This is a genomic window from Roseateles chitinivorans, from assembly GCF_002761755.1.
GTDB classification, from domain to species: Bacteria; Pseudomonadota; Gammaproteobacteria; order Burkholderiales; family Burkholderiaceae_C; genus Roseateles; species Roseateles chitinivorans.
This window is the reverse complement of the sequence record NZ_PEOG01000033.1, coordinates 1-18,786: the sequence shown is the minus strand read 5'-3', so window position 1 is coordinate 18,786 and position 18,786 is coordinate 1. Positions and strand designations below refer to the sequence as shown.

16 protein-coding genes are annotated in these 18,786 nt (G+C 69.6%); 2 read left to right on the top strand and 14 right to left on the bottom strand.

Annotated features, from left to right (window positions below; all coding sequences use genetic code 11):
• Positions 1-15: 15 nt before the first annotated feature.
• The 3 genes from CS062_RS13495 to CS062_RS13485 are packed head-to-tail and all read right to left on the bottom strand — an operon-like array spanning position 16 to position 3,124.
• Positions 16-624 carry a M15 family metallopeptidase gene (locus tag CS062_RS13495; RefSeq protein ID WP_099862143.1) on the bottom strand — a complete coding sequence of 203 codons (609 nt, stop codon included), beginning with the start codon at positions 622-624 and terminating at the stop codon, positions 16-18.
• Entirely contained in the window at positions 624-1,523 is a 900-nt protein-coding gene (locus CS062_RS13490; protein WP_099862142.1) for a LysR family transcriptional regulator, read from the bottom strand. Before CS062_RS13490 ends, CS062_RS13495 begins: the two co-directional genes overlap by 1 nt.
• Before the next feature lie 2 nt (positions 1,524-1,525).
• Positions 1,526-3,124: an ABC transporter substrate-binding protein gene (locus CS062_RS13485; RefSeq protein WP_099862141.1), complete on the bottom strand. Its 1,599-nt coding sequence runs from the start codon at positions 3,122-3,124 to the stop codon at positions 1,526-1,528.
• A gap of 268 nt (positions 3,125-3,392) precedes the next feature.
• Here CS062_RS13485 and CS062_RS13480 point away from each other — a divergent pair, with 268 nt between their 5' ends.
• Complete coding sequence (locus tag CS062_RS13480) at positions 3,393-3,683, top strand: type II toxin-antitoxin system RelB/DinJ family antitoxin (RefSeq protein WP_099862140.1); 291 nt, start codon at positions 3,393-3,395, stop codon at positions 3,681-3,683.
• A complete protein-coding gene (locus CS062_RS13475; protein ID WP_099862139.1) occupies positions 3,643-3,966 on the top strand; it encodes a type II toxin-antitoxin system YafQ family toxin in 324 nt (107 codons plus the stop codon). The genes CS062_RS13480 and CS062_RS13475 overlap by 41 nt, the downstream gene beginning before the upstream one ends.
• 12 nt (positions 3,967-3,978) lie before the next feature.
• Here the strand turns inward: CS062_RS13475 and CS062_RS13470 are convergent, their stop codons facing one another.
• The 11 genes from CS062_RS13470 to CS062_RS13420 all read right to left on the bottom strand — a co-directional run.
• Positions 3,979-4,956 carry a dipeptide ABC transporter ATP-binding protein gene (locus CS062_RS13470; protein WP_143742345.1) on the bottom strand — a complete coding sequence of 326 codons (978 nt, stop codon included), beginning with the start codon at positions 4,954-4,956 and terminating at the stop codon, positions 3,979-3,981.
• A 35-nt stretch (positions 4,957-4,991) separates the two neighbouring features.
• Positions 4,992-5,936: an ABC transporter ATP-binding protein gene (locus CS062_RS13465; RefSeq protein WP_099862137.1), complete on the bottom strand. Its 945-nt coding sequence runs from the start codon at positions 5,934-5,936 to the stop codon at positions 4,992-4,994.
• The gene (locus CS062_RS13460) at positions 5,936-6,820 is read right to left on the bottom strand and encodes an ABC transporter permease subunit (protein WP_099862136.1); all 885 of its coding nucleotides are present in this window, start codon (positions 6,818-6,820) and stop codon (positions 5,936-5,938) included. Before CS062_RS13460 ends, CS062_RS13465 begins: the two co-directional genes overlap by 1 nt.
• Positions 6,821-6,905: 85 nt before the next feature.
• On the bottom strand, positions 6,906-7,916 hold the full coding sequence (locus tag CS062_RS13455) for an ABC transporter permease subunit (RefSeq protein ID WP_099862135.1): 1,011 nt from the start codon (positions 7,914-7,916) through the stop codon (positions 6,906-6,908).
• A gap of 1 nt (position 7,917) precedes the next feature.
• Positions 7,918-8,760 carry an N-acetylmuramoyl-L-alanine amidase gene (locus CS062_RS13450; RefSeq protein ID WP_099862134.1) on the bottom strand — a complete coding sequence of 281 codons (843 nt, stop codon included), beginning with the start codon at positions 8,758-8,760 and terminating at the stop codon, positions 7,918-7,920.
• Positions 8,757-9,755, bottom strand: coding sequence for a BadF/BadG/BcrA/BcrD ATPase family protein (locus tag CS062_RS13445; protein WP_099862133.1), 999 nt, complete (start codon positions 9,753-9,755; stop codon positions 8,757-8,759). The genes CS062_RS13450 and CS062_RS13445 overlap by 4 nt, the downstream gene beginning before the upstream one ends.
• Positions 9,756-10,008: 253 nt before the next feature.
• Entirely contained in the window at positions 10,009-13,440 is a 3,432-nt protein-coding gene (locus CS062_RS13440) for a TonB-dependent receptor (protein ID WP_099862132.1), read from the bottom strand.
• A gap of 533 nt (positions 13,441-13,973) precedes the next feature.
• Positions 13,974-15,500: a glycoside hydrolase family 10-like protein gene (locus tag CS062_RS13435; RefSeq protein WP_099862131.1), complete on the bottom strand. Its 1,527-nt coding sequence runs from the start codon at positions 15,498-15,500 to the stop codon at positions 13,974-13,976.
• A gap of 32 nt (positions 15,501-15,532) precedes the next feature.
• Complete coding sequence (locus tag CS062_RS13430) at positions 15,533-16,699, bottom strand: acyltransferase family protein (RefSeq protein ID WP_233218046.1); 1,167 nt, start codon at positions 16,697-16,699, stop codon at positions 15,533-15,535.
• The gene (locus tag CS062_RS13425; protein ID WP_099862130.1) at positions 16,696-17,994 is read right to left on the bottom strand and encodes an MFS transporter; all 1,299 of its coding nucleotides are present in this window, start codon (positions 17,992-17,994) and stop codon (positions 16,696-16,698) included. Before CS062_RS13425 ends, CS062_RS13430 begins: the two co-directional genes overlap by 4 nt.
• Before the next feature lie 77 nt (positions 17,995-18,071).
• On the bottom strand, positions 18,072-18,786 hold a 715-nt coding region (locus tag CS062_RS13420; RefSeq protein WP_099862129.1), incomplete at its 5' end, for an N-acetylmuramic acid 6-phosphate etherase.

Here is an 18,786-nt window from a genome sequence, read left to right as displayed (position 1 = left end):
GACGCCGGCCGCCGTTCACAGCACCAGCGGCAGCTCGCGGCGCACCCGCTCACGGTCGCCGAAGTCGAAGTGCCACCATTCGGTGTTGATCGTCTGGAAGCCGGCATGGCGCATCGCGGCGCGCAGCCAGCCGCGATGGCGCAACTGGTCCGCGGTGAGGCCGCCCGCAGCGAGTTGCTCGGCCTCGAATTCGGGGTGGGACGCCGGCGTCATCTCGTCGAAGCCGGTCCCCATGTCGAGTTCGCGGCCCTGGTCGTCCAGCAGGGTCACGTCGACGGCCATGCCGAACGAATGGATCGAACGCCGTGCCGGGTGCGCCAGATACTGGGTGAGCGGCGTGCCTGCCAGTTCCGCCCACAGCGCCTCCTGCACCCGCTGCGGCCGCAGCGCATCCAGCACCACCAGCGTCAGGCCCGGGCAGTGGCGGCCCAGCCAGGCGGCGGCCTCGGCGACCGCGTCGGCGGCCTCGCGGCGCAGGAACGCGCAGTCCAGGCCGCCGTAGACGTTGCGGCCGACGAAGTTGTCCGGCGTCGCGTAGCGCAGGTCCACCGCGATGCCGGGGATCGTCAGCAGCGAGCGGAACTCGGCATGCGAGGCGATCTCTTCGCAGGGGATTTCATTCATCAGGCGAGGCTGTCCAGGTTGGCGCGGGCCGCATCCCGCAGGTAGGTGACCAGCCGGCGCGCGGCCTGGGCCAGCGGCGCGCTGGCGGAGGTCAGCAGGTACAGGTGGATGGCCATCGGCGGCGCCAGCGGGCGCACCTTGACCCGGGTGGGGTCGGCCGACGCGGCGGTGAACGGATCGACGACGGTCATGCCCACGCCCGCTTCCACCAGCGCGCGGGCGAGCTGGTAGGTCTGGACGGTGATGCGGCTGTCGAGGTGGCGGCCCTCGGCCTCGCTGGCGTTGTGCAGCATGTGGCCCAGCGGGTCGTCCTCGGCCATCGCGATCAGTTCCGACTGGATCTCCTCCAGCGGCAGCGGGCCGCTGCCCTGCGCCTCGGGGCCGTGCATCGGGCACAGGGCCATCATCGTGCCGCTGGCCAGCACTTCGGTCTTGATGCCGGGGTGGCGCGGGTCCTGCAGGCTGAGCGCCAGGTCGGCCTCGCCCAGCAGCAGCGCCGAGACGATCTCGCGGGTGTGGTTGGTGCTGAGCTGGCAGCGGCTGCGCGGGAAGGCCTGCGCCCAATGCGTCATCGCCGCCGGGATCACCGCGGCGCCCAGCGTCGGCGTGGCCATCAGGCGCAGCGATTCGGACTCGCCGCCGCGCAGGTTGGCTGCCAGGCGCCGGATCGCGACGAGGTCCCGGTTGAGCTTGTCGATCTCGACGAACAGCCGCTGCGCCTCCGGCGTCGGATAGAGCTTGCCGCGCACCCGGTCGAACAGCGGCATGCCGAGTTGCAGTTCGCAGTGCTGCAGCACCTTCGTCACGGCCGGCTGCGAGATGTGCAGCAGCTGGGCAGCGCCGCTGATCGTGCCGGCCTGCATGATCGCGTGGAAGACTTCAATGTGACGGAGACGCATGGTCACTCGCGGTAGACGTTCTCGAAGACCACCCCCCCGTTCGGCTGCATCCGGAAGCCGCGCAGGTCCTTGCTGGTGGGGATGTAGACCGTCGAGTGTGCCATCGTGATCCACGGCCGCTCGCGCTTGAAGATCACCTGCGCCTGCTCGTAGAGCGCGATGCGCCTGCGCGGGTCGGGCGTGGCGCGGGCGGCGTCGATGAGTCGTTCGAATTCGGCGTTGCAGAACTTGACGCCCGACTTGTTGGTGGCGCAGCTGAGGTTGGGCGTCAGGAAGTCATCGGCGTCGCCGCTCTCGCCGGACCAGCCGCTCATGTAGACCGAGTGCTCGCCGGCGTTGGCCCGCTTGAGGTACTCGCCCCATTCATAGGTGCGGATCTGCGCGCGCACGCCGATCCGGGCCCAGTCCTGCTGGATCAGTTGCGCCATCAGCTGGCCGTTGGGGTTGGTGGGCCGCGTGACCGGCAGCGCCCACAGGTCGATGTCCAGGCCGTTCGGGAAGCCGGCCTGCCGGAGCAGCGCCTTGGCGCGCTCGGGGTTGTATTCGTTCCTCAGCGCCCGGTTGTAGCCAGGGATGGCCGGTGGGAAGGGGTTGACCGCCTGCATCGCGTCGCCGCGCGGGAACAGCGCGCGGAAGATCGCGTCGCGGTCGACGGCGATGTCCAGCGCCTCGCGCACCAGTCGGTTGTCGGTCGGGGGCTTGCGCAGGTTGAAGGAGAGGTAGGAGATGTTGAGCGCCTGGATCTTCTCCAGCCGGATGCGCTGGGGATGGCGGTCGATGGCGGCGACGTCGATGTCGCGCAGCGGCGAGGTGATCTGGCATTCACCGGCGAGCAGCTTCTGCACCCGCACCGCGGCCTCGCGGCTGATGGTGAAGATCAGCTTCTGCGTCTTCTGCGGCTCGCCCCAGTAGTCGGGGTTGGCTTCCATGCGGACGACGTCGTCCTTGGCATAGCTGCGGAAGCGGTAGGGGCCGGTGCCGATGGGCAGGCGGTTGATCTGCGAGGCCTTGCCCTCGCGCAGCAGCTGGGCGCCGTACTCGGCCGACTGGATGCCGGCGAAGGCCATCGCGAACCAGGTGACGAAGGTGACGTTGGGCTGCGCGAGCGTGAAGCGGACGGTGCGGTCGTCGAGCTTCTCCATCTTCGTGATCGCCTTGGCCAGGCCCAGGTTCTGCGGATAGATGAAGTTGGCGGGGAAGGCCTTGTTGAAGGGGTGCTCGCGGTCGAGGAAGCGGCCGAAGGTGAACAGCACGTCGTCGGCATTCATCGGCCGCGTGGGCGTGAACCACGGGCGGGTGTGGAAGCGGACCTGCTCGCGCAGCGTGAAGGTGAAGACGCGCGCGTCGGGGCTGATGGTCCAGCTCGTGGCGAGGGCGGGCTGCAGCGCGGTGCCGCCGCGCTCGAAGCGGACCAGCCCCTGGAACATCTGGTTGTTGACGTTGTTGGTGCTGGCCGAATCCCACAGGCCGGGGTCGAAGCCCTCCGGGCTGGCGTCGGTGCAGTAGACGAGCGGCTTGGGCGCGGCGGCGCCAGCCGCATGGACAACCGGCAAGGCCGCGAGCAGCCACACGGCCAGCGAAAGGGAAAGGGCAGGGCGCATCGGGAGGAGGGCGAGCCGGCGCATTGTCGAAATGCGGGCGCCACGGTCACAACTGAAATGGGCGGGTTGGACCATAACACCGGGTTATGCGGGCGCTGGCTTCACCCTGCCTCTCCGGTTTCGCACCTCGAAGGCGTCAAGCGCGCGAGCGCTCAGGGCGACGAATGCCGGATCCTCGCGGAGGATGCGCGGTTCCCCCCGGGCGCATGCTGGCGTAGACTCCACATTTGTAGCCACAATGTCGCTACGTCTGAGCGAGAGACCCATCATGAGCCTGGCCATCAAATCCACCGAACTGCGATCCCGCGTCGAGCCCGAACTCAAGGATTCCGCTGCGGAGGTACTGGCCCAGTGCGGCCTGACCCTGAGCGATGCGATCCGTCTCTTTCTCACGCAGGTCGTACTCCACAACGGCTTGCCCTTCGAGGTGAAGGTGCCCAACGCGGAGACGCGCGCGGCGATGGAGGAAGCCCGTGCCGTCACTCGAGCTCGGTTCGGTTCCGGAAAGGAACTGATCGATGATCTTGAAAAAAAGGCCCGCCCGCGAAAAGCGCGCTGAACCCCCGCGCGTCACCGACTATGCCGCGAAGTTCCTGCGGGACTGGGAACGGCTTTCGCATTCAGGTCGGTACGACATGGGCCGCCTCAAGGCGGCCATGCTCCTGTTGATCGCCAACGATGGCCCATTGCCTCCCGAGTACAAGGACCACGCGCTCGTGGGCGACATGGGGGATCACCGTGAGTGCCACATTGGGGGCGACTTCCTGCTGATCTATCACCTGCGCGGCGACACCATCGTCTTCGTGCGCGCGGGGACCCATGCGGAGCTCTTCGGGCGCTGACCGCGGGGGCGTTCAGATCACGTCACACGCCACCCACCGCCCGTCCAGTTCGCGCAGTTCGGGCCGGATCTCCGCGCAGCGCGGGATCGCCATCGGGCAGCGCTGGTGGAACGCGCAGCCGGTCGGAGGCTTCAGCGGGCTGGGAAGCTCGCCATGGATGCGGATGCGCTGGCGGCGGTCGGCCGGACGCAGCGCTGGCGTCGCGCTCATCAGCGCCTGCGTGTAGGGATGCAGCGGCCGCGCGAAGACGCGGCGCTTGTCGCCCTGCTCCACCACCCGGCCGAGGTACATCACCATCACCTCGTCCGCCACATGCTCCACCACCGCCAGGTTGTGCGAGATGAACACGTAGCCGGTACCGAACTCTTCCTGCAAGTCCATGAACAGGTTGAGGATCTGCGCCTGGATCGACAGGTCCAGCGCCGAGGTCGGCTCGTCCGCCACCACGATGCCGGGCTGCATCACCATCGCCCGAGCGATCGCGATGCGCTGGCGCTGGCCGCCCGAGAACATGTGCGGATAGCGCTGCAGATGCTCGCGCCGCAGGCCCACCTTGGCCGCCAGCGCCTCGATCCGCTCCTGCCGCTCGGCGCGGCCCAGCGTCGTGTTGATCACCAGCGGCTCCGCCAGCGTCGATGCGATCGTCTTGCGCGGGTTCAGCGCCGCATAGGGGTTCTGGAACACCATCTGCACCTCGCGCCGCAGCGCCCTGCGCGCGGCTGCGTCGGCGGCGTCACGGCCATGGATGCGCAGCTCGCCGGCGGTCGGCGTCTCGATCAGCGTCAGCGCGCGCGCCAGCGTGGACTTGCCGCAGCCGGACTCGCCCACCACCGCCAGGGTCCGGCCCGACGCCAGCTCGAAGCTCACCCCGTCCAGCGCGCGCACCGTCGCCTTCGGCGCGAACCAGCCGCGGCTCACGCGATAGTGGCGAGCCAGGTCACGCGCCAGCAGCACCGGCGCGCCGTCCGCGCGTGCGCCCTCGGCGGACATCGAGGACGCCGGCACCGGCGCGTCGTCAGCGGCGCTCATGCGGCGGTCTCCTCGATCAGCGGATAGAAGCAGCGCACGCCGGCGTCCAGCGCCGGCCGCTCCGCGAGGCAGCGGTCCTGCATGCGTGGGCAGCGCGGCGAGAACAGGCAACCCGACGGCCGATCGAGCGCCCCCGGCACGATGCCCGGCAGCGCCTGCAGGCGCCGCGCGCCGCGGTTGTGCTCGGGAATCGCGGCCATCAGCGCCGCCGTGTACGGATGCTTCGGCGACGCGAAGACCTCGGGCAGCCGGCCCGTCTCGACCACCTGGCCGGCGTACATCACCGCCACCCGCTGCGCCATCTCCGCCACCACCGCGAGGTCGTGCGTGATCATCACCAGCGCCATGCCGCGCTCGCGCTGCAGGCGCAGCAGCAGGTCCATGATCTGGGCCTGGATCGTCACGTCCAGCGCGGTCGTCGGTTCGTCGGCGATCAACAGCTTGGGCGAGCAGGCGATCGCCAGCGCGATCATCACGCGCTGGTTCATGCCGCCCGAGAGTTCATGCGGATAGGCCTTGAGCCGGCTCGCCGCATCGGGGATCTCGACCTGCTGGAGCAGTTCCAGCGCGCGCTGGCGCGCGGCCGCGCCGCGCAGGCCGAGGTGGGCCTGCAGCACCTCCTCGATCTGGTGGCCGACGGTGTAGCTCGGGTTGAGCGAGGCCAGCGCATCCTGGAACACCATCGCGATGTCCTTGCCCACCAGCCGGCGACGCGCGGCCGCCGGCATCGCCAGCAGATCCTGGTCCTCGAAGCGCAGGGACGCGGCGCTGGTCACGCCGGGTGGATCGATCAGGCCCATCAGCGCCATCATGCTGACCGACTTGCCGGAGCCCGATTCGCCGACGATGCCCAGCACCTCGCCGGGCGCGACATCCAGGTCGACGCCGTCCACCGCCGGGAAGGCGCCGAAGCGCACGCGCAGGTCACGGATCCGCAGCATCACGACACCCGCTTCAGCCGTGGATCGAGCGCGTCGCGCAGGCCGTCGCCCATCAGGTTGACGCTCAGCACCGACACCAGGATCGCCAGCCCGGGCAGCGTCACCACCCACGGCGCGCGCACGATGTAGTCGCGCGCGGAGGACAGCATCGTGCCCCACTCCGCCATCGGCGCCTGCACGCCCAGGCCCAGGAAGCCGAGGCCGGCGGCCTCGAGGATCGCGGCCGAGAAGCTCAGCGAGGCGTTGACGATCAGCGGCGCCAGGCAGTTGGGCAGCACCGTCGAGAACATCAGCCGCCAGGTCGACGCGCCGGCCACGCGGCTGGCGGTGACGTAGTCCTTGCCCAGTTCGGCAAGCGCCGCGGCGCGGGTGAGCCGGACGTACTCCGGCAGGCTGCCGACCGCGATCGCGATCACCGTGTTCATCAGGCCGGGACCGAGCACGGTGATCACGCAGATCGCCAGCAGCAGGCCGGGCAGCGCGAGCATCACGTCCATCAGCCGCATGACGACCGGCGCCAGCAGCCGTTGATGAAAGGCGGCCAGCAGGCCCAACAGCACGCCGGGGATCAACGACAGCACCACCGAGGCGAGCCCGATGCCCAGCGACACCCGCGCGCCGTGCAGCAGCCGGGACAGCAGATCGCGGCCGAGCTCGTCGGTGCCGAGCAGGAAGCGGGCCTGGCCGCCGTCCATCCACAGCGGCGGCGTGAGCATCGCCTCCCGGTACTGCCGGACCGGGTCGTGCGGCGCGATCCACGGCGCGAGCAGCGCCGCCAGCGCCAGCAGCGTGAACACGATCAGTGCCACCAATGCGCCGCGGTTGGCCGAGAAGCCGCGCCAGAACTCGGCGAGCGGGCCGGGCGGCATCACCGGCGGCACCATCGGTGGAATCGTCGGCGGGACCACGGGGGGGACCGCGGCGGAAGCGGTCGGCGCGGCCACGCGGGAGGGATCGTGCATGGTCATGTCAGCCCTGCTTCCGGATGCGCGGGTTGACCACGCCGTAGAGCAGGTCCACCAGCAGGTTGACGGCGATGAAGGTGCAGGCCGAGATCAGGATGCCGGCCTGCACGACCGGATAGTCGCGGCGCGCGATGGCGTCGATCAGCCACTTGCCGATGCCGGGCCAGCTGAAGATGGTCTCGGTCAGCACCGCGCCGGCCAGCAGGCTGCCGACCTTCAGTCCGATCACCGTGATGACGGGGATCAGCGCATTGCGCAGGCCATGCACGAGCACCACGCGCGACGGCGACAGGCCGCGCGCGCGGGCGCTGCGCATGTAGTCCTCGCGCAGCACCTCCAGCAGGCTGGAACGCGTCATCCGCGCGATCACCGCCGTCGTGCTGGTGCCCAGCACCAGCGCCGGCAGCAGCAGGTGGCGCAGCGCCGAGCGCCAGGCGCCGGCCTCGTCGTGCAGGGCTGCGTCGATCAGCATGAAGCCGGTGACGCGCTGCACGTCGTATTCCACCGCGATGCGCCCCGACACCGGCGTCCAGCCCAGCCCGACCGAGAACAGCATGATGAGGATCAGCCCCCACCAGAAGACCGGCATCGAGTAACCCACCGTCGCCACGCCCATCACCCCCTGGTCCAGCAGCGAGCCGCGGCGCAGCGCCGCGGCAATGCCCAGCGCCATGCCCAGCACGACCGCCAGCAGCAGCGCGGACAGGGCCAGCTCCGCCGTTGCCGGGAACAGGGCGAGGAACTCGTGCGAGACCGGCTCGTGCGAGACCAGCGAGCGCCCCAGGTCGCCGTGCAGCAGGCCGCCGACATAGTCCGCGTACTGGCGCCACAGCGGCTGGTCCAGGCCGAGCTCGTGCATCAGCCGCGCGTGCGTGGCTTCGTCCAGCGCGCGCTCGCCCATCATGATCGCGATCGGATCGCCCGGCACCAGCCGGATCAGGCCGAAGGCAACCAGCGTCACGCCGATCAGCGTCGGCAGCAAGGCGGCGAGGCGGCGAAGGAAGAAGTTCAGCAAGTCAGTAGTCCGAGCGCACCTGCGAATCCGCGGCGCGCGGCTGCTTCATCACCATCCCGCCGGGCGTGGTGACGACCTCCAGCAGCGCGGCGGTTTCAGCATCCATGTCGCCGGCGAAGTTGGACGGACGGTACTTCATCTGGAAGGTGCTGATCACCTCGCGGGTGGCGACGTCGAACTCGCCGGTGCGCGGCGTCTGGTAGCCCACCTGCGCCAGGCGCTGCTGGAACCAGTGGATGTCGGGCACCGGGCCGACCTCGTAGATCGCCCGCTTGATCTGCACCTGCTCAGGATCGGGCCAGGCGATCAGGCCGGCGTCGGCGAGCCGCTTCCACGGGAATTCCGGACCCGGATCCTGCTTGCGGCCCGGCGCGATGTCGTTGTGGCCGAGGATGCGGTCGGAGCGGATGCCGTGGCGCGTGACGATCTCGCGGGTCAGCTGGATGACGTCGTCGATCTGCTTCTGCGGATAGGGCGCGTAGACACGGCCCAGCGGCGTGTCGGTGAAACCGGCGTTGACGATCTCGATGCCGATCGAGGCCGAGTTCAGGTTGGTCGCGCCGGCCCAGTAGCTGACGCCGGCATGCCAGGCGCGGCGGTTCTCGTCGACCAGCTGGAAGACCTTGGACGGGTTGTCCTGCACCAGGTAGTGCGCGGAGACCTTGCCGCCGGTGGTCAGCACCTTCATCGACCTGTCGAAGTCGAGCACCGTGTAGTGGAGGATCAGGAACTGCGCGCGGCTGTCCTGGTTCTCGGACACATGCGACTTGTCGATCTGCAGCGTGGGCGAGGCGCAGGCCGCGAGCAGCGCGGCGGCGGCGAGGGTCAGGAGCTTGGTCTTCATGGAGCGAGTGCCGCGCGCCGCGCGGCGGCCAGGGCGGTGTCGGGTTGTTGAACGGTGAGGGACAGGCCGTGCGGCAACACGGTGCGCAGGCCCGCTTCGATCGCGGGATGCAATTGCAGCACACGTCCGGCGGCAGTGACGGGACGCAGGCCCAGGCGGCGCACGAGCGCCAGCGGCAGCCGGGCGAGTTCGCGGCCGGCGCGGTGCAGCAGCGCGAGCGCGTCGGGATCGTCCGCCGCCGCCGCACGGGCGACGGCCAGCGCGAGCCGGCCGATCGAGCCGCGCCGCGCCGCGTTGTCGCCGCCGTACATGAAGGCGCGGGTGGTCGGCCAGTCCGGGCCGCCGAGTTCGTCGAACAGATGCCGTGCCAGGGCCGAATCCGTCCAGGCGCCGGGCGCTTCGTCCTCGCGGCGCCAGACCAGCGCCAGCGCCTCTCGGGCAATCCACTGGCCGCCGCCTTCGTCGCCGAGCAGCGGCCCCCGGCCGCCGGCGCGGTGCAGCGTGCCGTCGGTGTCGATGAAGGCCGCGATCGCGCCGGTGCCGGCGTAGATCAGGTAGCCCTCGCCGGGGCGGTACAGCGCATGCCAGGCCTGGGCGATGTCGCTGTCGCAGTGGATCTGCGCCGGCGCCAGGCCCAACTGCTGCGCCAGCAGCGCGCGCAGCTGCCGACCGGCGGGGCCGTCCGGTTCGCCGAGCCCGGTGATGCCGGCCTGCAGGCCGCGCAGGGTTCCTGGTGCCGCGTGCGCGATCACCGCGGCGGCGAGCGATTGCAGTGTCTGCGCCAACGCGACGCGGCCGGCGCTGCTGTCCAGCAGCAGCGCGCTGAAGCCGCCGATCTCGCCGCGCGCGACCAGCGTGCCGTCGGGCCGGGACAGGGCCCAGCGCGTTTGCGTGCCGCCGGCGTCCAGCCCCAGGCCGAGGCCGGTGCGAGCGCTGCCCGTCCTGTCGGGTGCGTGGGCGGTGGCGGTGGCGGTGGCGTCGGGCGTGAGGCTCATGGAGGAGGGCGTGGCGCGCGGAGCTTAAGAGGCGCGTTGCAGGCCCGCCATTGTCAATGCGCGGGGCGGGTATGACCTGGGCTCATGGCTGCCGGACGAAGCGTCGGCGCGGACCGGCACTCTTCGGGCGGGGCGGCCGACGAGCGCGGCAGCCCCGGAATGAAAAACGGGCTCCCGAAGGAGCCCGTGGTGTCCGCGAGGACCGGCCGCTGGGCCGGTCGCTCACGGCGATCGTGGTCGATCGCGTCGTCGATCAGAACTCGTAGGCGGCCGTCACCTGGATGGCCCACTGCGATTCGCCCTTGACCTGGCGGATGGCCTGGTTGTCGTTGATCGCGTTGGCGTTGGTGCGGTAGACGTAGTTGCCCTGGGCATCGATGCCGGCGAAGTTCACGAAGCTGCGACGGTTGCCGCCGGCGGACTGGAAGGTGACTTCGTCGATGCGGCCCCACTTCTTGTTGAGCAGGTTGCCGATGTTCAGGATGTCGAAGGTGACCTTGCCCTTGTGCTGCGGGAAGAAGCCCGGCACTTCCTGGCTGAGGCGCAGGTCGAAGCTGTTCACGAACTGCGAGAACGAGCTGTTGCGCGGCACCACGGCACCCTTGTACTTCGCCAGGTCGGGGTTGTTGTCGACGATGTTCCAGAACGCCGCCTCGTCCGCCGGGGTGGCGAACTTGACGCCCGCCGCGCCGCGCGACGCGGGGATGTACAGCAGGTCGTTGCCAGCAACGCCGTCGCCGTTCATGTCGTTCAGGTAGGTCCAGCTGTAGGGCTTGCCGCGGCGGCCTTCCCAGAACAGGCCCACCGTCGTCTTCAGGTTGCTGACGAAGGCCTTCTGCCACGTCACGTTGGCGGTGAAGCGGTCGCGGATCATGTACGCCGAGTTGGCGGCCACGTTCTCGTTCGGGTTGAAGACGGCGCGCGAGTTGAAGTTGGAGTTCGCGACCGACGAGGTCAGCGGGCTCACTTCCGACGCTTCCGTGTAGGTGTAGGCGACGCCGAAGCCGAAGCCGTCACGCGCCGGACGCTGGAACGACAGGGTGATGGCATTGCCGTCGCCCTTCTTGGTCTTGGTGGCCAGCGTGACGTTGCCGAACGAGGCGTTGGACAGCGCGCGCGAGCGGCCGTTGGCGCAGGCGCCGGTGGTGCTCAGGCTGCCGTTCGTGTTGGTCCAGCAGGCCGGGCTGTAGCTCTGCGGCGTGTAGTACAGCGAGCGGCCGTCCGGGCCGGTGGCGGTCGGGTCGCCCAGGTTCAGGTGCTGGTAGTAGATGCCGGTGTTGACCTTGGTGTAGACCCACTCGACGCCGAAGTTCATGCCGAAGAACGGCAGTTCCGCGTCATAGGCGAGGTTCATCTTCCAGACGGACGGCTGGCCCAGGCCCTTCTGGATGAAGTCGACGTTGGCTGCCGGCGTCGCGCCCGCCAGGATGGGCTGGTTGTTCGGGTCGGCGCTGAACACGCCCGAGGCGGTGCCCGAGCAGGCCGTCAGGCCGGCCGTGCCGCAACCGACCAGGCGCGTGGCCATGCCGGTGTTGGAGTACGGGTTGGTCAGCCAGACCGATGCCGCGGCGCCTTGGAACAGGCCCGCGCCGCCGCGGATCTGCTTCTTGTGGCCGGTGCGGCTGTCCAGCGCGTAGTTGAAGCCGAAGCGCGGCTGGAACAGGTTCTCGCCGTCGACGGTGGTCGAGTTGTCCAGGCCGAAACCGCCGGTGGCGCGCGTCACCGTGCTGGCGCCGGTCACCGCGCCCGGCACGACCGCTGCTGCTGCGGCGGCGTTGTAGGTCGGCTTGTCGTTGGTGCTGAGCTGGTCGACGCGGAAGCCGGCGGTGATGTTCAGGTCCTTGGAGACATTCCAGGTGTCCTGCACGAACACGCCGGTCTGTCCCAGCGTCCACTTGGCGATGCCGTCATCCAGCGTGCCGCCGGCCACGGGGACCTGGACCTGATAGCTCGAGGGCCGGCCGCGGGTGAAGTTCTCCAGCACGGCCGCCTGCACCTGCGCCGCGGAGGCGGTGTTGCAGTTGATCGCGCCGAAGCTGTAGGTCCATGCGCTTTCGCAGCCGAACGTGTAGTTGCCGTTCACGTTCTGGAAGAACGCGTTGTAGATCTTGTTGCGCTGCAGGTCGCCGCCGAACTTGATCTCGTGGTCGTTCTTGATCCAGGTCGCGCCGAAGTAGGCGTCCAGCGTCTTGGTGTCCAGGACGTTGAACTGACGGCTCTGCTCGGTGCCGAAGTTGACGAAGCGGTTGCCGGTGCTCGCGCCGGCCGGGGCGCCGCCAGGAAGCGCGCCGTTGAAGCGGATGCCGATCGCGGGCAGGTTGCTGTTGTTCTGCGGAACGCTGTTGTAGTCGCGGTTCGAGATCTTCAGCTCGGTCGAGAAGTCCGGCGTCCAGTCGGCGAACCACTGGGCCACGACCGTGTCGATCTTCTTCTTCTGCTGCCACCACTGCGAGGTCATCTGCAGGCCAGTCGCGCTGTAGCCGCCGAAGGAACCGTTGTTGGTGTCCGACTGCTCGGTGCGCGCCACGCGGATGCTGGCGCGGTGGTTGTCGTTGATGTTCCAGTCGATCTTGGCCAGGTAGTCCTTGACCGACAGCTGCGACTGGCCGATCACCGAGCCGGTGTCGATGCCGTACGCGTCTTTGGCCGTCTTGGTGATCGCGTCGAGCTGGCCCTGCGAGATCGCGTTGTTGGTCAGCGAGCTGCCGATCGGGCCGAACTCCGGCTGGGCGCGGTTGCTCTTGAGCTCTTCATAGTTGACGAAGAAGAACAGCTTGTCCTTCAGGATCGGACCGCCGAGGGTGAAGCCCTTGGTGTCTTCCTTGAACGGCAGGAAGCTGGTGTACCGGTTGTTGCCGCGGTCGAAGCGCTTGCCCACCATGTCGTCATTGCGATAGACGTAGTAGACGCTGCCCTTGAACTCGTTGGTGCCCGACTTCGTGACGGCGTTGATGTTGGCGCCGGTGTAGCCCTTCTGGGTCACGTCGTAGTTGGACAGGTTGACCTGCACCGACTGGATCGCGTCCACCGAGATCGGCTGCTTGGCCGTCGGCAGGTTGTTGGCTTCCAGGCCGAAGCTGTCATTGATCGCGACGCCGTCGATCGTGATCGAGTTGTAGCGCGAGTTCTGGCCCATCGCCGAGATCTCGCCGCGTTCCTTGTCGGTCTGCGCCAGACGGGGATCGTTGCGGGCGTAGTCCTGCAGGTTGCGCGCGATCGACGCGTAGGCGTCCAGTTCGGCGCGGCTGATCTGCGTGCCCGAGCCCATCGTCGAGTTGTTGAACTTCGCGGCGGTGGCGCTGCCCGTGGTGACCACGGTCTCGAGCTGGGTGGAGCTCTTGCCCAGCTGCACGTCCAGGCTCAGCGTCTCGGCCAGGGCCAGGTAGACGTTCTCGCTGACCTCGCGGTCGCCGCCCTTGGTCACCGTGATGGTGTACGGGCCGCCGACGCGCAGGCCGCGCGCGTTGTAGCGGCCGTCGCCGTCGGTGGTCTGCGTGTTCGAGGAGCCGGACTCCTTGTGCAGGATCACCACCGTGGCGCCCGCGACGGGCTTGCCGTCAGCGCCGACCACGCGGCCGCCGATGGCCGAGGTGGTGTTCTGGGCCATCACCGGCGCGGCCGCCACGATGGCGACCGCGGCGGCCAGCGCCGTCCGCGAAAAACCCAACCAATCCTTCTGATTCATTCCTGTGCTCCTGTGCGACGTCAGACCGAAACCCGTTCCGAGGGGGCTGTGAACGTTCCGCAAACGTTTTCCACCGCTGACTCCAACGCGATGTGGTGCGCGTTGCGGCGATGCCCGCCCTCGTTTGTTGTTGCGTCGGGCGCGCTCTTGGGCACGCCATCTCCGCTTATGAAGCAAAAAGCCTACCAGTCGAAACCTGCCGCATCAATGCGGCAATATCGGGAGAGCTCTCCTTCACGGCACGCCGTCAATGCCTCGTTCGAGCCCTTTTTCGGGGCGCTCACGGCGGCCTCACCAACGCGTCAGCGGCGCAGTCTGGACAGCCAATGTTGAGGAGCTGTGACAAGTGTTCACTGGCGTTTGCAGGTGCTGCACCCGCGCCACATCGAAGCGCAACAGCGCCCTCGGACAGGGCGCGCACCGGCGCGGCGACCAGCCGATCGAGGTCAGTGATCGAGGGTTTCCCCTAGGCGTGGTGACCGCACGCCGTCGGGGTCGGTCGTTGCGCCGAATCGACAGTGAGGGCCCAACGTTCAGGCGACGAACGAAGCGCGAGGGCCTTCCTCGCCGATCGCATTGATCGCGGACAGCACCAGCGCTTCGCCCGGCGACGGTCCGGGGATGCGGCCGTCCGGCGGCAGGGTCTCGAATCGCCAGGCTTGGCCGGCCGCGCGGCGCCATAGCGCGAAGCCGCGTGCCGGCGAGCCAGTGGTCGAGGCGCGCAGCGTGCCGTCCGGCTCGCGCGCCAGCGAAACGGCGCCGCAGGCGGGTGCCGACAGCCAGGGCGTGGCGGGCGCGAGCGCCGCCTGTGCGTAGGCCCCATCGCGCAGCGCGTCGGCGATGCCGCGTCGGTTCTTCATCAGCGCGACCATGCTGAAGTGCAGATGACCGCCAGTGCCGGGCGCCGCACGCGTGAGCGCCACCTGCTCGGCGATCTCATCGAGCGGCCAGCCATCGGCTTCGTTGCCGGCGCGGCTGGTGAACAGCCCCGGCCAGACATGCCGTCCCAGCGGATTGAGGCCCTGCCAGGCCCGCATCAGCGGCTCGAAGGCCTGCGGCTTCTGCGCGCGCGGCCAGTAGAGCTGCGGCGCCAGGTAGTCCAGCCAGCCCATGGCCATCCAATGCTCGACGTGGGCGTAGAGCCTGTCGTACTGCGAGAACCCGGTGATGCCCGCCGGCCGCAGGTCCGGCCGCGGCAGGCCGAAGGGGCTGATGCCGACGCGCGCGGCCGGCCGCAGCTCGCGCACCAGTTCATACAACCGGCGCACCAGCTGGTCGACGTTGTCGCGGCGCCAGTCCGCGCGCGCCAGCGTTCCACCGCCACGCACGTAGCGCAGCCAGCTCGGGTCGTCGGGGAAGTCGATGTCCTGCTTGGCCGCATCCTGGACCGGGTAGGGGTAGAAGTAGTCGTCGATGTGCAGGCCATCGACGTCATAGCGGGTGAGCAGGTCGCGGCAGACGGCCAGCGTGTGGTCGGCCGCGCCGGGCTCACCGGGATCGATCCAGAGCTGGTCGCCGTACTTCTTCACCCAGTCCGGGCGCGTGCGGCTCAGGTGGGTGGCGGCGGGCACCGACTTGCCGCCGCTCTGCTTCGCGCGATACGGGTTCAGCCAGGCGTGCAGCTCGAGACCCCGCGCCCGGGCCTGCTCGATCCACACTGCCAGCGGGTCGTAGCCCGGTCCCTGGCCCTGGACGCCGGAGAGGTACTCGCTCCAGGGTTCCAGCGTGGAGCGGTACAGCGCGTCCGCGCTGGTGCGGACCTGCAGCACGATTGCATTCAGGCGCAGCGCCCGCGCGTGATCGAGGATCGCGTGGATCTCGGCGATCTGCGCGGCGTCGCTCAGGCCGCGGCGGCTGGGCCAGTCGATGTTGGCGACCGTCGCCACCCAGGCCGCCCGGAACTCTCGCGGCGCGGGCGGCGGTCCGTCCTCGCCGGTGGCGGCCTCGGTCCGGGCCGGCACGGCGCTCGACCGTCCCGTCGAGCAACCCGGCAGCGCCGTTCCCAGGCCGCCGAGCACCGGTGCGGCCAGGGCCGCGGTCATCCACTGTCGTCGTCGCATCAAGCTTCATCCGGCGGCGCCGTGCGGCCCGCTCACACTTTCACGATCCAGCCGCGCCGCCACATCGCCCACGCGATGCCGTAGAACACCGCCACGAAGCCGGCGGCGAACAGCAGCGACGCGAAGCGCGGATCCACCGGCAGCGCACGCAGCGGCGCGAAGAGCCAGGCCTTGAGCGAGACGCCCTCGGCGACGTGGATCAGCCCGAGCAGCCGAGCCACCAGCCCGGACAGCGCGAACAGGAACAGCGCGTTCATGCCGAACACCACCAGCGGACGCAGGCGCCGCGCCATCGCGTCGCGCATCCGCGGCAAGGGCGCGGCGTCGAGGAGCCAGTAGAACACGCCGAACACGAGGCACCCCCAGCCGGTGGTCAGGAAAACGAAGGCCGGCGTCCACAGATTCTTGTTGATCGGCAGCGTCCAGGCATCGAGCACCTGGGCGGCCCACAGGCAGGCCAGCCCCGCGACCATGAACCACATCGCCTTCTCGGCCGGATCGCGACCGCGTCGCGCGAGCCAGCGACCCGCCAGCAGTCCCGCGATCTGACTCGCGACGGCCGGCAGCGTGCTCAACAGGCCTTCGGGGTCCCAGGTCCTGCTCTTGGCCCAGAGGTGCCCGCCCAGCAGCGCCCGATCCAGCCAGGCGCCGACGTCCTCGCCGGGCTCCAGCGAGCCGCGATGCCAGACGCCCTGCGCATCGGGCACCGACACGCAGGACTGGATCAGCCCATAGACCAGCAGCAGGCCGATGAACACGGCCAGCTGAGCCCGCCAGCCGCACCAGAGCGCGATCGGTGCCGCCAGGATCGTGATCAGGCCGAGCCTTTGCAGCACGCCAGGCAGCCGCACCGTCTCGAAGTGGAAGAAGGGAAACAGGTTCAGCAGCAGGCCGATCAGGATGATCGTCGCGCCGCGCCGCCAGGCATGACGCAGCAGCGCACCGCGGTCGTCGACCCGGCCGCGACGAGCCAGGCTGAAGCTCATCGAGATGCCGCTGATGAAGACGAAGAACGGGAAGATCCAGTCGGTGAAGGTCGAGCCATGCCAGGCGGCGTGCGCGAGCGGCGCGTACAGCGCCGACCAGTCGCCGGGGTTGTTGACCAGCAGCATGGCCGCGATCGCGAAGCCACGGAACGCGTCCAGCGACAGCAGCCGCGCACCGGCCGTAACGCGCATGCCGTCCGCGGACGCGCTCATGCGGTGGGGTCCTTGCGGCCGAAGCCCTCGGGGATGCGGATCAGCGCCGTCATGACCAGCGACGGGATCGTGGCGACCAGGACCCAGCCGAAGAAGCGCAGATAGCCGAGCTGGTCCTGCAGCCAGCCGCTCCACATGCCGGGCAGCATCATGCCGAGTGCCATGAAGCCGGTGCAGATCGCGTAGTGCGCGGTCTTGTGGGCGCCTTCAGCGACCAGGACCATGTACATCAGGTAGGCGGTGAAGCCCAGGCCGTAGCCGAACTGCTCGACCGCCAGCGCCGCGCTGATGAGCGCGAGGCTGCCCGGATGCGCCCAGGCCATCGCCAGGAACACCACGTTGGGCAGGTGCATCGCCAGCACCAGCGGCCACAGCGCGCGCTTCAGTCCGACGCGCGAGATGATCCAGCCGCCCAGCAGGCCGCCCAGCGTCAGCGCGATCAGGCCGATCGTGCCGTAGGCCAGGCCCACTGCCTTGTTGCTCAGCGCCAGGCCGCCCTGGTCCAGCGGATCGAGCAGGAAGGGCGTGGCCAGCTTCAGCAACTGCGCCTCCGGGAAGCGATACAGCAGCAGGAAGCCCAGCGTGACCGCGAGCCCCGGCTTGCGGAAGAAGTCGCGGAAGATCTCGAAGAAGGTGGCCCAGCGACGCTCGGAGGCCGGCACCGGCGCGTCGACCGCGGGTCGCGGCAGTCGCCACAGGTGCCAGGCGGCCAGCAGCAGGAAGCCGCCGGCCAGCACCGCCATCACGCCCTGCCAGGCCAGCGCCCAGCTGCCGCCGCGGTCGTGCAGTTCGCCCGCGAGCCACACCAGCCCGCCCTGGCCACCGATGTTGGCGACGCGGTAGAAGGTCGAGCGCACACCGACGAAGGCGGCCTGCTGGTGCTTCTCGAGCGCCAGCAGATAGAAGCCGTCGGCGGCGATGTCGTGCGAGGCGGAGGCGAAGGCCATCAGCCAGAACACCGCCAGCGAGAGCTGGAAGAAGCGGTCCATCGGCAGCGTCAGCGCCACCATCGCCAGCGCGGCGCCGACCGCGAACTGCAGCGTCACGATCCACAGCCGCTTGGTGCCCAGCAGCTCGACCAGCGGCGACCACAGCGGCTTGATGACCCAGGGCAGGTAGAGCCAGCTGGTGTAGAGCGCGATGTCGGTGTTCGAGATCGCCAGGTTCTTGTACATGATGACCGACAGCGTCATCACGACCACGTACGGCATGCCCTGCGCGAAGTACAGCGTGGGCACCCAGGCCCAGGGCCCGCGGGTCGACGGGGAAGCGGAAGAGACGGGAGCGGCGGACATGGACCTCAGTGTCGGTGCAAACGCGGCGCCGTCCGCATCGGGGATTGCCGCGCTTGCGTGCGAGGGCCGCGCGCGGATCAGCGCTCGGCCAGCGCCTGGCGGAGGTCGTCCGCATGGCGCGCGAGCAGCGCGCGGGCCGCCTCCGCTTCGAGTGCGCGCAGCAGCATCACGACCGCCGTCTTGACATGAAAGCCGCAGCGGTCGAGCGCGGCGCGAGCCGCCGGTTCGTCGGCGCCGCTGGCGCGCATCGTCAGCGCGACCGCGCGGCGCACCAGCTTCGCGTTGGTCGCCTTCATGTCCACCATCAGGTTGCCGTAGACCTTGTGCAGGCGGACCATCAGCGCGCTCGAGAAACTGTTGAGCGCGATCTTCTGCGCCGTGCCGGCCTTCAGCCGCGTGCTGCCCGAGATCACCTCGGCGCCAGTGTCCAGCAGGATCGGATGATCGCTGGCGGCCAGCACCGCGGCGCCCGGGTTGTTGGCCAGCGCCACCGTCAGCGCGCCCGCCGCCCGACCGGCCGCCAGCGCGCCCAGCACATACGGCGTGTGGCCCGAGGCGGCGATGCCGATCACGACGTCGTCCGGCGTCGGCGCGAGCGCCTCCAGGTCGCGGCGGCCCTGCGGCTCGTCGTCCTCGGCCCCTTCGACGGCGACGAACATGGCGCCTTCGCCGCCGGCCAGCACCGCGACGGCGCGCTCGCGCGGCCACGAGAAGGTCGGCACCAGCTCGACACTGTCCAGCACCCCGAGCCGGCCCGAGGTGCCCGCGCCCGCGTACAGCAAGCGCCCGCCG

Coding starts and splice junctions, on each gene's coding strand:
- CS062_RS13450 (WP_099862134.1), bottom strand. CDS start 8,760: ATGAAGACCAAGCTCCTGACCCTCGCCGCCGCCGCGCTGCTCGCGGCC.
- CS062_RS13495 (WP_099862143.1), bottom strand. CDS start 624: ATGAATGAAATCCCCTGCGAAGAGATCGCCTCGCATGCCGAGTTCCGC.
- CS062_RS13460 (WP_099862136.1), bottom strand. CDS start 6,820: ATGGTGCCGCCGGTGATGCCGCCCGGCCCGCTCGCCGAGTTCTGGCGC.
- CS062_RS13430 (WP_233218046.1), bottom strand. CDS start 16,699: ATGAGCGCGTCCGCGGACGGCATGCGCGTTACGGCCGGTGCGCGGCTG.
- CS062_RS13485 (WP_099862141.1), bottom strand. CDS start 3,124: ATGCGCCCTGCCCTTTCCCTTTCGCTGGCCGTGTGGCTGCTCGCGGCC.
- CS062_RS13445 (WP_099862133.1), bottom strand. CDS start 9,755: ATGAGCCTCACGCCCGACGCCACCGCCACCGCCACCGCCCACGCACCC.
- CS062_RS13425 (WP_099862130.1), bottom strand. CDS start 17,994: ATGTCCGCCGCTCCCGTCTCTTCCGCTTCCCCGTCGACCCGCGGGCCC.
- CS062_RS13470 (WP_143742345.1), bottom strand. CDS start 4,956: ATGTCCGCCGAGGGCGCACGCGCGGACGGCGCGCCGGTGCTGCTGGCG.
- CS062_RS13480 (WP_099862140.1), top strand. CDS start 3,393: ATGAGCCTGGCCATCAAATCCACCGAACTGCGATCCCGCGTCGAGCCC.
- CS062_RS13435 (WP_099862131.1), bottom strand. CDS start 15,500: ATGCGACGACGACAGTGGATGACCGCGGCCCTGGCCGCACCGGTGCTC.
- CS062_RS13440 (WP_099862132.1), bottom strand. CDS start 13,440: ATGAATCAGAAGGATTGGTTGGGTTTTTCGCGGACGGCGCTGGCCGCC.
- CS062_RS13490 (WP_099862142.1), bottom strand. CDS start 1,523: ATGCGTCTCCGTCACATTGAAGTCTTCCACGCGATCATGCAGGCCGGC.
- CS062_RS13465 (WP_099862137.1), bottom strand. CDS start 5,936: ATGCTGCGGATCCGTGACCTGCGCGTGCGCTTCGGCGCCTTCCCGGCG.
- CS062_RS13475 (WP_099862139.1), top strand. CDS start 3,643: ATGATCTTGAAAAAAAGGCCCGCCCGCGAAAAGCGCGCTGAACCCCCG.